Origin of the sequence: Staphylococcus ureilyticus (genome assembly GCF_025558845.1) — a bacterium.
Lineage (GTDB): Bacteria > Bacillota > Bacilli > Staphylococcales > Staphylococcaceae > Staphylococcus > Staphylococcus ureilyticus.
This window is the reverse complement of the sequence record NZ_CP094825.1, coordinates 1,087,043-1,102,209: the sequence shown is the minus strand read 5'-3', so window position 1 is coordinate 1,102,209 and position 15,167 is coordinate 1,087,043. Positions and strand designations below refer to the sequence as shown.

At 35.6% G+C, this 15,167-nt stretch carries 15 protein-coding genes; all 15 read right to left on the bottom strand.

Features of this window, described 5'->3' with window-relative positions; translation table 11 throughout:
- Positions 1-15: 15 nt before the first annotated feature.
- Positions 16-1,500 (bottom strand): distal tail protein Dit, encoded by a 1,485-nt coding sequence (locus tag MUA21_RS05430; protein ID WP_262562079.1) that lies wholly within the window; start codon positions 1,498-1,500, stop codon positions 16-18.
- 14 nt (positions 1,501-1,514) lie between these two features.
- Positions 1,515-6,713, bottom strand: a complete 5,199-nt coding sequence (locus MUA21_RS05425) for a peptidoglycan DD-metalloendopeptidase family protein (protein WP_262562078.1) — start codon at positions 6,711-6,713, stop codon at positions 1,515-1,517.
- 39 nt (positions 6,714-6,752) lie between these two features.
- A complete protein-coding gene (locus tag MUA21_RS05420; RefSeq protein WP_262562077.1) occupies positions 6,753-7,073 on the bottom strand; it encodes a hypothetical protein in 321 nt (106 codons plus the stop codon).
- 14 nt (positions 7,074-7,087) lie between these two features.
- Complete coding sequence (locus MUA21_RS05415; RefSeq protein ID WP_262562075.1) at positions 7,088-7,600, bottom strand: hypothetical protein; 513 nt, start codon at positions 7,598-7,600, stop codon at positions 7,088-7,090.
- 94 nt (positions 7,601-7,694) lie between these two features.
- A complete protein-coding gene (locus MUA21_RS05410) occupies positions 7,695-8,687 on the bottom strand; it encodes an Ig-like domain-containing protein (protein ID WP_262562074.1) in 993 nt (330 codons plus the stop codon).
- 37 nt (positions 8,688-8,724) lie between these two features.
- Positions 8,725-9,135 (bottom strand): minor capsid protein, encoded by a 411-nt coding sequence (locus tag MUA21_RS05405; RefSeq protein ID WP_262562073.1) that lies wholly within the window; start codon positions 9,133-9,135, stop codon positions 8,725-8,727.
- A gap of 2 nt (positions 9,136-9,137) precedes the next feature.
- Positions 9,138-9,617: an HK97 gp10 family phage protein gene (locus tag MUA21_RS05400; protein WP_262562072.1), complete on the bottom strand. Its 480-nt coding sequence runs from the start codon at positions 9,615-9,617 to the stop codon at positions 9,138-9,140.
- Positions 9,607-9,951, bottom strand: a complete 345-nt coding sequence (locus MUA21_RS05395; RefSeq protein ID WP_262562071.1) for a hypothetical protein — start codon at positions 9,949-9,951, stop codon at positions 9,607-9,609. The genes MUA21_RS05400 and MUA21_RS05395 overlap by 11 nt, the downstream gene beginning before the upstream one ends.
- Positions 9,948-10,328: a hypothetical protein gene (locus MUA21_RS05390; RefSeq protein WP_262562070.1), complete on the bottom strand. Its 381-nt coding sequence runs from the start codon at positions 10,326-10,328 to the stop codon at positions 9,948-9,950. Before MUA21_RS05390 ends, MUA21_RS05395 begins: the two co-directional genes overlap by 4 nt.
- A gap of 10 nt (positions 10,329-10,338) precedes the next feature.
- Positions 10,339-10,623 carry a Rho termination factor N-terminal domain-containing protein gene (locus MUA21_RS05385; protein WP_262562069.1) on the bottom strand — a complete coding sequence of 95 codons (285 nt, stop codon included), beginning with the start codon at positions 10,621-10,623 and terminating at the stop codon, positions 10,339-10,341.
- A 20-nt stretch (positions 10,624-10,643) separates the two neighbouring features.
- Positions 10,644-11,726 (bottom strand): major capsid protein E, encoded by a 1,083-nt coding sequence (locus tag MUA21_RS05380; RefSeq protein ID WP_262562068.1) that lies wholly within the window; start codon positions 11,724-11,726, stop codon positions 10,644-10,646.
- 29 nt (positions 11,727-11,755) lie between these two features.
- A complete protein-coding gene (locus MUA21_RS05375) occupies positions 11,756-12,124 on the bottom strand; it encodes a hypothetical protein (RefSeq protein ID WP_262562067.1) in 369 nt (122 codons plus the stop codon).
- 3 nt (positions 12,125-12,127) lie between these two features.
- On the bottom strand, positions 12,128-12,781 hold the full coding sequence (locus MUA21_RS05370; protein ID WP_262562065.1) for a phage scaffolding protein: 654 nt from the start codon (positions 12,779-12,781) through the stop codon (positions 12,128-12,130).
- Between the two features lie 249 nt (positions 12,782-13,030).
- On the bottom strand, positions 13,031-13,285 hold the full coding sequence (locus MUA21_RS05365) for a hypothetical protein (RefSeq protein WP_262562063.1): 255 nt from the start codon (positions 13,283-13,285) through the stop codon (positions 13,031-13,033).
- The gene (locus tag MUA21_RS05360) at positions 13,278-15,164 is read right to left on the bottom strand and encodes a phage minor capsid protein (RefSeq protein WP_262562062.1); all 1,887 of its coding nucleotides are present in this window, start codon (positions 15,162-15,164) and stop codon (positions 13,278-13,280) included. Before MUA21_RS05360 ends, MUA21_RS05365 begins: the two co-directional genes overlap by 8 nt.
- Positions 15,165-15,167 lie beyond the last annotated feature (3 nt).

Sequence of the window (15,167 nt, the reverse complement as noted above, 5' to 3'; positions counted from 1 at the left end):
ACACCCCCAATCAAATTATAAATATCTATCTCGCCAAAATATTGATGTATCAAAAGTGTCTTCGGGTAAAACGATTAATTCGTTTGTCCCACTTTCAATATTAAAGAAATCACTTGCAAAAGTTTTTTCTTGTAACATAGGTTCTTCATTAATGACTACAATATTATTTTCTGTGTCTATTCTAATATTGTCCCCTTTTTGTATTATCATATCTCTAGCGCCTTTAGGTTTTTCTAGCAATTCTCTATTGTACGTACCTAAAATGTAGATATTAGCAAACGAGGTATTTTGATACCTAGCTTGATAAAGCGTGGTACTCGCTACTTTGCGTTGATAAAAGTTTCCGGAATCGGTAAAGGTTTTTTCTCTTACTGCAATCGGCACTAATCTTTGTGGATATGGCGTTTCGTCGTACTTCCAACTTTTAACCGTAAACTCATTACCTTTCCTAGTTAAGGCGACATAAATAACGAAACTATCAAGACCTTGTATATACGGGTCGTTATCAAAATCATAAATTTTTATTTGTTCGCCACTTTGATTAAATAAAGTAACAATAATCGTTCCTGTTCTTCTTGATTCACTTTTCTTAACATATCCGATTGATGCCAACAATCTATTATCTACATCATAAACAAATTGCGAAAATTTAGCCGTTCCTTTTTTCGTATTATTAACTAGGATTTTAACCGTTACTCTAAAGTCTTGAACGCTTTTTGAAAATGATTTTTTAAGACCAGCACCATTCCAACCGTCGTTATCTAGTGTATCAACATTTAGATATATACTATTGTTTGTTGATGAGCTTTGTAATTCGCCACCAGTAGTACCACCTAAATAATTATCGTTAATACTTCCGTTACCTAGTTCAATCCAACCCCTCATATCTCGCATTTCAGAAATTAATACGGGTGGGGTGTAGTTATCCAACGGTTTATCTACGTCATCATCGCCAACCATAAAAAATTCGTCGCTATCGCCGTTATATCCTTTCGCAATCATAAAATGACTGCTAGGTTTTAAAGCTCTTGCCTGTATCTCTATTGGCGCATCTTTGTTACCAGCATTGTATAAAGTTGCTTGGTCTGAAATTGCTGTTTGTTTGGTTCTTGTACTAGCGTATTTATAAGGGTCTACACAAAGAAAATTAACTGTAGCTTTACCGAAATTAACAAAATAATCTTTATCAATTGTACCTTCTAAAATTCCGTAATAAATTCTGTCGGGTTCTCTTGCAAATGTTATCGGTTTTGGTTCGTCTGTTGTTAACCAGTCTGCCATATCTTCGGCGACATGTTCCAAACTTTCTCCAACTTCTAAACTATCGACCAATAATTTAACTTCGATTTTTCTTACTTTATCCCTAACAGATGTTAGGACGGTTCCGGACCGTCCTTGTACATCAGTAGTGTTAATTTCTCTATCTTGTCCCCAACTTGTTGTGTAGTCGGTATAGTAACAGTAATCTTTTTCAATACCGTTAAATGAAAAATTACTCATTAGCAACCTCCTTTCTATCTACGGTTAAAGCGATTGTTTCTTCTTTCGATGTTTTCAATTTCTTGTCTAACCGGTTCTGCAATTTGTTTACCAACTTTCTTATTATCAAGATAAATTGGATTGTTGCCATTGTTACGTGTGTTAACTTCTATTGTTTCGTTCGTTTCGTTGCCTTCTTCGATAAGTTCCATGATACGACGCAACGTTTCGCCTTCGGTACTGAAACCTAGCTTGTCGCCTGTTTCCTTCCAAATAGCTTGCGATTTAACTTTGTTTGCCGGGTCGTGACTTATGACAGATTCACTAAATCCACCTTCAGCAAGCCACGCCATTTCCGGACTGTTGATAATACCACCACTAGCATAACCATGCCCATGACCGATGACATCAAGTATTGATGAACCGTATTTTGCGCTTGCGTAACGCATACCTGCTATTAAGTTATCCATACCGTTCATGATGTTGTCATGACCGGGTAGTTTAAAGGCGTTAAACGTGCCGGGCTTAACTTGTACAAGTCCTTTAGCTCGACCGTCCAACAATCCGTCTGTTCCGCCGATAGCTTTAGCGTCGCCTCCACTTTCGGTTTGTATTTGTCTTTGCCATGCACTTACGTAATCTTTTGAAGTTGGTAAACCGGCTTTTTTCAATGCTTTCTTAACGTTCCAGTTACCACCAGAACCACCAACATGTGATTTCAACCATGGTAACGGGTTAAACGGTTTACCGTCTTGCCTCATTTCATAGTGCAAGTGTTGTCCCGATGAACGCCCCGAATTACCTGATGTACCTAGTTTGTCGCCAGCTTTAACTTGTTTGCTACCGTCAAATGCAAAGTCGCTTAGGTGTCCGTAAATAACTTCTAAACCACTACCGTTTTTAATAGATACGTGATTACCAAAACCACTACCGTCTTGTGGTATTGCTCTAGCTAGTCCACTGATTGTTGAATAAACTTTCTCGTAGATATAGTTTAAATCAATACCCATATGTGGACTGTTGAACGGATAACCGGGCGCTCTGCCGTTTGGACTATAAGGGAAATTTATGTTACCCGGCGAAAAGTCTAGGAAACTACTGTTGCCGGCTGTAACTTGTGCAAACCAACTTTTGATTTTTTCTTCTGCACCTTTTTTAAGGCGTTTTAATCCACCTCTAGCAAAGTCGCCAACGATACCGGAGTAATCCCCGAAATCAACGCCAAATGCTTCTAGTGCTTTATCAAGTAATTTCCCGGGTTTCTCGACCCAATCCATTACATCGCCGACTTTATCTTTAAGCCAATCTGCGCCTTTACCTACTTTGTCTTTAGTCCAATTATAACCTTGACCTAATTTGTCGCCTGCCCAACTTAAAGCGTTGCCAACAGTACCACCGTTTAAGCGTGCGTTTACATCGCCACCTAAAGTGCTGTTAGTTGGATTTTGGTTCAATAGTGCATGTGTTTGTTTACCACTATAGACTTTTGAGCCTTTAGGTAAGAATGTATTGGTATCTCTATTTGGTGTGAATGATATTTTACCGTTAGGATATTTAATCATTTCATTACGATAACCACCCGGTCCATTACCTTTACCTTTATCGCCAACTGTAGCGAATGTGCCTTCTTTTAAAGCACCGTCACTTGTTGTTTTGACTTTTCTATTAACTTGTTGGTCGTGCGTCGTACCAGTGCTTAAATGTGGTATTTCTTTATCAATACCTAATTTATCGCCAACCCAATTAATACCGTCGATTAATTTATTTAATCCACTTTTAATTGAATCGACCATATCTCCAATAAATCCTTTGATTTTATCAATAATTTTTGATAAACCATTTTTCATATTGTTAAATGTGGATTCTACTCTGTCCCAAAGGTCTTTAGCCGTATTAACAACTGAATTTTTAATGTTGTTCCAAACATCAACCATAAAATCCCAAACGTTATTGAAAATACGTTTTGTTGAGTTCCAAAGGCTTGTGAAATTGTCTTTAACACCGTTATATAATTTTAAAGCGTATTTTACGACGAAATCACGTATTTTACGCCAAACATCATATAAGAAACTACGAACGGAATTAAAAATTGATTTTGTTGAGCGCCATAATGACATGAAAGCACTTTGTACTTTACTCCATAAGTAACGAGCAAACGAAACTACTTTGTCCGAAATGTAATTCCATGTTGAAATCAACCAGTTTTTAACTGTTGTCACGATTGATTTAACACTATTCCATAACCATGTGAAGTATTGTTTTACTTTCGTCCATATATAGCGTGCGAAACTAGAAATCTTATTGTAAATATAATTCCACGTACTAATTAACCAGTTTTTGACAGAAGTAAAAATTGACTTCGTACTATTCCAAAGCCATGTAAAATATTGTTTTACCTTCGTCCATATCCAACGAGCAAAACTAGATATTTTATTGTAAATATAACTCCATGTGCTTATTAACCAATTTTTAACTGTTGTGATAATTGATTTTACGCTATTCCATAACCACGTGAAATATTGCTTAACTTTCGTCCATATCCAACGTGCGAATGATGAAATTTTATTGTATATGAAGTTCCATGTACTTACTAACCAGTTTTTAACAGTAGTGAATATAGTTTTAATGCTATTCCAAAGGTAAGTGAAATATTGCTTAACTTTTGTCCAAATCAACCTTGCGTAATAATTTACTTTTGAATAAATGGCAAGCCATACGGCAAAAAGCCAATTTCTAACTGTCGTAAATATTGATTTGATGCTAAACCAAAGTTGATTGAACCACATCTTAACTTGGTTATACATTTGTACTATTTTTGCAACAACTTGCGTTTTAATTAAATTCCAAACCCAAACAAAGAAACTATTAATGCCGTTAAAAATCGACATTATAACAGTTTCCCAAAGTTGGAAATAACCTTTTACAATTTGCCACCAAACTTGAACGATTAAAACAACACCATTTTTTATGTTAGTCCATACATTTATTAAAAAGTTTTTAACAGCCGTAAAAATTGTAACAGCCCAATATTTAATTGAGTTCCATATACCTATTACAGCATTTCTAAAACCTTCGTTTGTTTTCCATAAATGAATAAACACACCAACAAGCGTTGTGATGATTCCGATAATGATAGTTACCGGTCCACCCATGAAACGAATTGCTAAACCTACTGCCTTCATGATTGGTGGTAGTATTTTTAATACCATTCCTAAACGTCTGATTATAGGTAGTACGATGCCAATTCCGATACCAATAAATTTAATGACACCGGATAAAGCAACTGCCGACGCTATAAATTTAGTTATTTGTGGGTGGGCTTGCATGAAGCTAGACATCATTTTTGTTAATTTAACTGCAATATTTAAAACTACTGCGCCTATTGGCGATACTGCTTGAACAAATTGTACAAATACATCAACGATATTACCTATGAGTTGTCCGACCATTGGGGCATTTTGTCTTATATAAGACAAGAAATTTTGGAATGATTTATTTTGACTTAATGTAGCCGACCAATTTTTAAACTTATTAGTCATACTATCTAAACCATTTAACACCCAACCTGTTTCACTACTAAACGCTTTGAATAGGTTGATAATGCCGTTAAAAACATTGCCAAAAATACTACCTAAAATAGGTAAGTTTGTTTTCGTGTAATTGATAAAGTCTTTAATGCCGTTTGCTGTTGATGTACTGTTAGCCCATTTTTGGAAACTGCGTGCCGTGTTCTCAAAGCCCTGTGATGCCCATGTGAACAATGGGTTAAGTTTGTTAAATAAAGCAACTGCACCGTCGCCAAAGCTACCTATAGCATTTAATATGTTTTTAAATACTTGTGGTCCTATTCGGTTTAAGATACTAAACATGTTTTGGGCGTTTTTACTGTTCTTAACCCAATCTAGTAACTTGTTTGATGCATTTGATGTAATACTAGCAACTTTATTTATTGCCGGTGTAAGTTGAGTTAGGGCAAATCTCGCAACGTTTATACCGTTTGCCATAACGTTAAATATTTGTGCTTGATTACCTCTAACTAAATTATCAAATTGCGATTTAATGCCGGATAGTGCGCTTTGATATTTTCGTGTTTCTGCCGTTGCTTTTAACAATCCTTCATCAAGCATTGCTAATGCACGTTTTGACATGCCAACCATTGTCATTGCGCCTGCCCCGGCAATGCCAAATGCACCACCTAGACCAACAGCACCACCAACTACGGCTGTTAGTGATGAACCAATAGCCATGACACTTGAAACAACAGCGCCTGCAACCGGTATGATTGCTGTAAAACTTGAAATCATTAAACCTTTAAACATACCACTAGCTACTTCGCCAACGTTACGTAAGGTAGTACCAATTTTATTTATTGTCTTAAACGTTTTTGAAAAATCGTTTCTCATACCACCAAGTGTACGTTTAACCGAACCACCGACACTATTTACAATTCTTGTCGTCTTACCAAATTTATCGTTCATGAAAACAATATCTTTGTTCAGTGATGACATTTCATTACGAATTGAATTAAACGCAATTTTTGCTTTGCCGGGTAGCTGTGAAAAAGATATGCTTTTAATGTTCTTGTTTAGTTTCTGTGTTGTTTCATATGAGATATTACCAAATTGCTTAAATTCTGTTTCGGCTTGATGTAGCGTTGAATTAATTTCATGCATACTTTTGGAATATGCTTTGAAATCACTGGCGTTCATTTTCTTTTTCATGCTGTTTAACGACAGTTCAGTGCTGTTTAATTTGCTTTGCAAATCCTTAAAACTATAACCAACTGTTTTAAATTCATCGCCTAATGATTTACCAAAATTAAGTTTGCCAATTTCTGTTAGTTGTGTATCTAACTTGTTAACATCTTTTGATAAAGTATTAAATGCTTTGCTTGTTTTAGTTGTCATTTTAGACGTATCAACATTTGATATTGAATTTTGTAAGTTATTGAAAGTTCTTTGTGATACTTCGCCGGTATCTTTAAACTCTTTTTTAGCACTGTTTAATTCTGATTTAACATTACTTAAATCTACATCATCGCCCATTTCTGCCATTGACTTATCAATTTTAGAAACCGATGTGTTCATCATATCGAAACGTTTATTTACGTTCTTTTCGGTCGTCGTTGTCTTATCGTCAAAATCACGCATTTTACGTTCCATTCGGTCTACGGCTCTAGTAAACTTCGTTACATCAGCATTAAACTTTACATTAACTTTATCCATTTCAGCCATTCACTTTTTCCCTCCTTTCTTACCACTTGTTGTATGACGCTATGAGTTTTCGATTCGTTTCAACTTCTCGATGTTGTCCCACTCTAATTCTTTATTTGAACGTGCTTGATTTTGTCCGGTGTTGCTTTCCTTTCCGGGTTCAATGTTCTTCATGAATTTTTTGTTTTCTTTTGCTTGGTTCTTGTCTTGTGGGTTAGCGTGCATACGTGAAAGGTGGTTAAGATATAAGCGTTGTTTTTCTCTGTCTGCTTCTTGCTCAAGGGTTTCAAAGTGAATTAGTAAATAACCTAGTAAATCAACTGCCGGTGCATCTATGACTTGTTCACGACCACCGACAATTGGACTTAGTATATAAACCAAACTATCTTCGACTGTTATTGCTTCTTGTTTGTTGTTTGTTTTGCTTCCTTGTTGAAGTTGAGCGCCTTCCCCACTTTATCCATAAGTAATTTGACACGTTTAACGATTTTTTCAATATCATTTACTTCAACGACTGCCTCAATAATTTCAAAGAATGTGTCCATGTCTTGTAGTTCTAAATAAGCGCTATCAATGCCACTTGCTACACTTGTCAATTCAATTGTTCTTTCCGGTACTTCTTCGATTAAGAAACCAAATGCTTGTAAAACATCGAAAATATTAAAATCTTCACTACGGATTAAATCTTCAATATCAAAGCCCTCTTGATACTGACCGAACAACTTAATTACTGTGTCTTGAAATTCTTTGTTGTCTTGTAAATCTTTTTGAATAGCGTTAACAACTTTTGCGATTGCGCCTAATTGTCCGGGTCTAATCGCTTTAATTTCTACTGCTTGTGATTGGTCCGTTTCGTGTAAGTTGCCTTGTTTGTCTTGCTCGAATAATTGAATATTTACTTTAGTCATTTAAAATTCCTCCGATAATTGTTTGTTTTGCTTAAAATATTGTTTTCAAAAATAAAAAAGGTAGCCTAAACGACTACCTTTGTAACCTTTTATATTATGCTGTAACTGTAACCGTTACTGTTGCCGTCACATCGCTAGCATCTTGTGTTGATGCTGTGATTGTTGCTTCGCCTGTTGCTACTGCTGTAACTACACCACTGTTATCTACGGTTGCGATTGATTCATCACTTGATGTGTAATTTAATGATTTATCAACTGCATCAGTAGGTTCTACTGTTGGTTGTAGTGTTACTGTTTCATCAACTGCTAATGTTTGTGATTCACTACTAAATGTAACGCTTGAAACTAATGTGTCTGTTGTTTCATCTGCGCCTTCCCCTAAATTTTCATCGGGGTTTGTATTTGATGTTGCACCACTTAATAGTTCGTCCCATTTAGGTAAAATACCGTTAGGGTCAACAGCACCAGTAAAGAAATAATTACCTTTACGACTAGGGTTTGCGTTATCACGTGGGTATGCACTCATTGAGATTTCAAGTGAACCTTGTTCGTTTGCACTAGAAATTTCTACTTCATCGTTTGCGCCAGCTTTATAAATATTAATATCGTTATCGTGATTATCGCCGTCTGCACGTCTATGAATACGTACTGGTTTAGCGTTCTTACGATTTGAAGCGCCTAATGGTGCATCTGCTACACCAGTGATTTTACCGTTCTCATCAACAGTGTCTGTACCTGCAATCGCTAGTAGTAACATGTCGATAGTTTGTTGAGCTGCCACAATACTAACTGTAACGTTGTAACCAGTACTACGTTGGTCGTATGGACTATTACCATAATCGGCAATTACAACATCTTCAAGTTCCGGTTCAAATGATACTGAACCACCTTCAGCTTGTAAGTAACTATCTTTATCGCCGTTTTTGCCGTCGAATTTAATAATGTTGTCGCCTTCCCCGATGATAATATCCGAAATACCAAATATAATTTCATCATCGCCACGACGTGTAGCCTGTGCAAAGTGTTGTAAGTTTAATTTAATATGGTCGCTTTTATCAGCGAACGGAAATACTTTTTGTTGTGTCATTCCTTTTTCCTCCTTGATTGTAATAAAAAAACGAACGCTATTTTTTGCGCTCGTTTACTTTCTTGATTTGAGATTGAAAATTTAAACTATATGACATGATGTTATCTTCATCTACACCCAATCTAGCCGGTAGATGTAAGCCGTCTATTGAATACACGTTGTAGTCAATTTCACGTGTCTTATAACTAACTGTCATAGTGTCGTATCTGTATTGGTGTAATAAATCATAAATTTGTAGCGAAATATCAGTTGCTTTATCAAAATCAGATGATTTAACAATGATTTGATAACGTGGTCGTATCAATTGCCCTTCATACATACTTGGTTGCTCGCCCGGGTCGCTATACACAACAATTGTATTATCATTACGTGTCGTGAAATTCATGGAGATTAACATATCAGTTTGTATGTTCGATTTTAAATAATTCATTATCGCTTGTTCTATCATGTTTAACCTCCGTAAGTTTCTGTAACGGCTTTAGCTAATTGACTGCGCCACCTATTTTGATTAAGTAGTTTTGCATTGGTTAAGAATTTTCTTCCCGGTTCAAAACTACCAACATTAGGTTTAGCACGTGTTAATTCGCCCCGACCGTTGTAATAATAATCTGGGTATTTAACACCCCTAGCGTATTTATCGTGTATACCTTTTCTTGCCGGTTCCTCGTGTCTACGCAACGCATAAACTAATGGAGAACCAACAGACAAAGACAATTGACCGTTTGCATATTTAACGCCTGTGCTTCTTATTGATTGTTCTAATTGTCCCGTATCTCTTGGCGCTAATGCTTTCGCATCTGCCTCTACTTGATAGCCTACTTTATTGCCCTTTTTAGTCATATTGGTTACTAATTCTTTATCGGCTGTTTTCATCTTAGCTAGAAACTGCTCTGTATCTCGATTGTTGATACTGAAATGTTTACTTGCCATTGATAATCAACGTTCTAAAATAAGTTCTACTTGCCGATAAATTAGTAGTTTCCGTATAACTTTTAACAGTACCTTTTTTAACTGTTCCACGCCTTGTTGTATATTCAACTTCAACACCAGTTTCTATAGGGACATCATGCATTACGTCAACCTCATCTACTGCATCATCATATACAAAAGTTTTACTTCTTTGTAATTCAGCGTGTTCATTCACACGACATTTGAATGTTGATGTATCAGTTAATGGTTTGCCATAATCGTTGTAAATCTCATTGCCGTTATCGTCGATTAATGGAATTGAAATTGTAATACTTTGTCGCATTGGTGGAATCATATTAATCTACCTACTTGCATAGTGTTTTTCGTTGTACCGTTTTTCTCTTGTTCCTTTTCAATTATAGAAACAACATTAGGGCTTAATATTTCGTCTTGTTCTAATACGGCTTTAACATCTTTGACAGTATAATCAGTGATTCCTTGTCTTTTTAACATCGCTATACCTTCGTACTCTGATTCAACATTGTACAAAGTCTGTAGGGCTATCATACGCTTTGATAATTCTACATTTGGATAATTAGTAAGGAAATCATTTATTTGCTCTTGTGCGCCAAATATGTGCTTTTTAAGGTCATCACTTGTTAAGTCATCAAAATAATCGGGTGTAGGTAGTTTAAACAAATAGTTTTTAACTTCCTGTTCGTTTACTTCCATACCTTACACCTCATTTCTCTAATTCTTTTAAAGCATCAATATAATCTGATTTTTTAGCTTTACGCCCAATATCGATATTATTATCTTGCGCTAATTCTTTTAGCTCTTTAACTGTCATTGCTTCATAGTCAACACTATCTGTATCGTTTGATTCTTTGTTGTCTGTTTCTTCGACAACTTCGACCAAATGATTAAGGCGACTATACTCATCATCATTCAGATAAATATAATCGCCTGTGCTAACTAATGATTTATGATGTGATATTGAGCCTTTCGCAACTCTACATTTCTTCATCATAAAACACCCCTATTCAATTATGCTGTTGCGCCGTCGTCTGCTGTGCTATCGTCTGTAGTGCCACCGTCTGTAGTTTCTGGTGCTACATTAAGATGTACAGTGCCGTTTACATTTTTAGTAACTGGCATAACAACTTGCCCAACAATTGTTTTTTCTGTTACTGGGTCTTTATCAATGACAGTGACAACAAATTTACCTTTTTCGAAATTGTTTTCAACACTTGGTCCACTCATAGTAGAACCTAATACAGATGAACGTAATACTACTTTGTCATCTACTAAATGTTCGTGTGTTTCAATCTCGCCCAATTCGTTTTCAATTGCTGTTTCTGTATCATCAATAACAATCTGTGGTAGCTTAACAGAATTTAATAATGCCATAACATCGTCATCTTTTACGATACGTGGGCTATTTGTGTCGTTAAACAATTCTCTTTTGATTTGTCCCGAAGCAACTAACTTGTTGTAAGTAGTTGAGTTCATATTAATAACTTCCGGTTTCTTACGTCCGTTAGTTTTTTGGAATTGCTTAACTGCATTTTGTAAATCTGTAACTGGTGTAGCTTCATCAGTTCCCCACTCACTAGCTACAGTAATGTTGTTTTCTTCCGGACGGTCTAGGTCGAAAGTTAAACGTGTTTGCGTCATTGGGTCTAAATAATCTACACGACCATTGTAAGCCATTTGAGAACGGATATATTCTACTGTGTCATCAACTGAAACTGATAAATCGTTTGTGTCCATTAAAACACCGTCAACAATCTTCTGACGTTCTGCATCATTACGTGGATTTCTGTAGTGATACATTTCAATTTCATCTAGGAAATTAGCGTTTTGAATTTTAGTAAGGCTTGCAATTGCTTGCTTACCTTGACCTTTGTTTTTAATTGGTGCGCCTGCGTTAAAGCCTGTGATTGATGCCGACGCATTAATTTGCTGTTCTACAATGTTGTAAACATTTTCAATTTCTTCTACTTCTTCGATTGGATAAGCACTTTCTAAAGGGTACTGATTCGGCGTTTCTTGTGAACGTAAGCTATCAGCCTCTTTAACAAACGCTTTTAAACTTGCTTGTTGTAAGCGTGTATCTTCTAATACCATTAAAATTCCTCCTTATGATGTTGATAAAATTAAATATCGAATACTAAACGACCTTGTGTCGCTTGTTTAAAGTTGTCTGTTACGCCTTTGCAACGTGCTTCAATAACAGATGCTTTACGTACTGCACTAACGATTTCATTTTCATTAGGCGCAACGGTAACATCGTTTGCCGTTAAAACTGCACCTTTCATTGATGCCGGCGTACTTCCTGTTACAAGTTCAAATAATCCTGTATCTTCATTACGGAAAATAGCCGTACCAATTGGCACTTCTGTTGTTTCTGCGAACGCCGAACCGTCTAATGTAGGGTTACCTACTGTGTATTCAACGTTCTTTCCGTCACGTAAAAACTCTACTGATTTACCAAATGATGTATTTGTTTTTGGTTTTAAATTCATTGGTTATGCCTCCTTATTTCCTAATAATCTTTGTGCATTATTTTTCCCAATTGCTTCATCACTATCATCAAAACCGTTATTGCCCTTTTTATTACCGGCGTTATAACTTTGTGATTGTGATTGTGATTGTTGTTGCTGTTGTGAGCCTTGAGCTTGTGAATCGGAATTTGTAGAATCTGCGAATAAATAAGAATCAGATTCACGTAACTTTTCTAATTGGTCTTGTAATCCGATTACCTCGTTTTCTTCATCGTTGAATTTAAGGTTTTCAGAATCAAGCAAGGCTCTAACTGCCTTAACGTTACGTGCGCCAACATCACGTAATTTATTTTCTAAATTATGATTAAATTTCAAATCATTAATTTCTTTTTGACGCTCTTTTTCTCTATCTTCATTCGCTTGTCGTAAGTCACTAATCGTTTGTTGCAAGTCATCGCCGTTTTTAGCTTTCTCTTGCAAGTCCTTTAATTCGTTATCTTTTTGCTTGTTGTCCTCTTTGTAAGAATCAACTGTGCTTTGCAACTCATTAAGTTTCGACTCTTTGTGACTTACTTTGTCGTAAAGACCTTGCACCTCTTGACCATGCAACGTCATAACTTTTTCTAATGATTCCTCATCAATTCCGATTTCTCTTAAATCATCTCTTGTGAAACTCATTTAAAATTCCTCCTTACGTTTTTTTCTACGGTGTGCGACACCGATTAGGATTAGCGTTGTATCGTAACGCCTACGAAATCACATATAAGATATTAAAAAAGTACACACCTTAAAGATGTGTACTTAAAATTTATGTTTGCCTTATACATGAGGGATATATAATGACTACAACTTTCGTTGCTTGTTATATTATAACGTATAACGTTATTATAACGCAAAAACCGTTATATACGTCACTTGTGTAACTATTTAATTCATATAAGGTGTGTAATCTTCTATGTTTTTATCGTACTCATTAGCTATTTCCTTGTCTGCTTGTTCAATATAAGGGTATAAAACTTTAGGTATAAGTTTGAACACTTCTTCTAATGGTTCGTTATCTGCGTATGCGTCTGCTACATCATCAAATGTTAACCGTTCTTGAAATGGTGTTTCGAGGGCATACATTTCAATTGCTAATGGCATCACTTTATCAAACCAAATACTTTGCTCTTTTTTATTCATCGACAACACTCACTTTCCCACGATTTAATAATACATAATATTCTTGACCACTAATATACATTGCGTCATATCCTAACATAATTGCAATATTAGATGTATTACTTATAACACCTAATATAATATCTTTTTGACTCTGTGATATTTCTTCATTTGATTTAATATCCGTTCGCCATTCTTTCTTAATACGTCGCATTTGTTTTTTAGTTACTACATTCGAATCATCGCTAATTGTCATATGCATAATGTTTTTTTCTTTCTCGTTAGCATAGGTTGCGAACACCATTTCTTTGTTTTCTTCGGTCATGACTGCTGAATAAGTACCATGCCCGTAAAATCCTTTCCCGACATAATGGTTTCCGGTTTTGTATTGTTCGATAAAATGCATTGCATTTGTATTGTCTGAATCTTTTAAACCACGTATTAATTTTTTGTTATCATCTATTAAATCAAATTCATTTTTAGAGATTGATTGTGGTAAATCATTATATCCAAATTTTTCATTAATAACTTCTTGAATCAGTCTATTAAATTCTATTCCCTTTTCATTTTCTATATCTTTTATTTCGAATCTTAAACCATATTCTTGTGCATTAGATAGATTTGTATTAAATTTTTCGTCGAAACCTTTACTCAATTGTGATGTAATACCAATCAATTCATCTAATGTTTCAATAGGTGGTAGTGTATTACCTTGTGTGTTATTTTGAGCCTTGTTTTGAGCCTGTTTATCTTCGTCTTGATTATTTGTATCAGATACGTTGTTTGTGTCTGTGTGTACTTCCTGTGTGGTTTGTTGTTCGTCCGATACATTGTTAGGTTCATAGACTTTTTTCATCTGTGATACCCATTCATGATATTTAGCTTTATCGTTCGATTTAACTTGTAAATATTCTTTGAATGTTTGGGGTCCGTCACTGCCTAATCGATTACGCATTTTGTTGTATGAAAGGCTGTTACGTCTTGCTTTAGCTTTTGCCTTTTGGTCTGTGTTATATCGGTCTTTCTCTGCCTGAGTACGACTATCCTTATTTTCGTCAAATGTTTTTGAATGTTCTAAATCTTTTTTGACTTCATCATCACTTTTGAAATCAATGATGTACGGTCTAAAGTTACATTGGCAATTAGGGTGTTTAGGGAATGTTGTATATAAATTGATATATGGGAATTGGTCGCCACGTTCAGTAGCAAATACATGCCCCCTATACCTTACACATTCCCCACATGTTGGAATGTTACCCGTTACAGTTACATGTTTTATATCATCTTCGGCATATCTGTTTAAATGACTATGGTTGTATGCTGTTTGTGTTTTGGTTCTTACTACTGTTTCAGCGTAAAAATCTAATGGCAAATGTTTGCCGTCTACTGTGACGAATGAGGTCATACCTTGTTCGCCAAACTTTTTAGCAACTCTTTGTGACATCTGTTTATTCGTCATGCCAACCATTAAACCTTTTGCCACTTCGTCTTGTACATCTTTAATTGCAACATCTACATTCTTTTTAGAATACTTTTTAGCTGTCCTAAATGCACTTGCTAAGTCTTGCATAGTATCAGTGACGATTGATGTTATAGCGTCCGTATGCACAAACTGTTGAGCGATTGCGTTTTGTACATTGAAGTTACCGGCACTTGTTATTAATCCAGTATCGACTAATTGTTGTTGTGCATTAGATAAGCCTTTAGCATATTGTTCATATATCGTTTTTGGTACTTCTTTTTGAACACTACTACCTAAATCATCAAACAACTTTTCAATAGCCATATACATACGCTGTGTGTCTTTCTCGCTTTCGATATTCACACCACTTACTAACTCTTTAACTTGATTCTTCAAAAACTGTGATAACTTCTTAACTTGTTCCGGTGTCAATGCCATTCA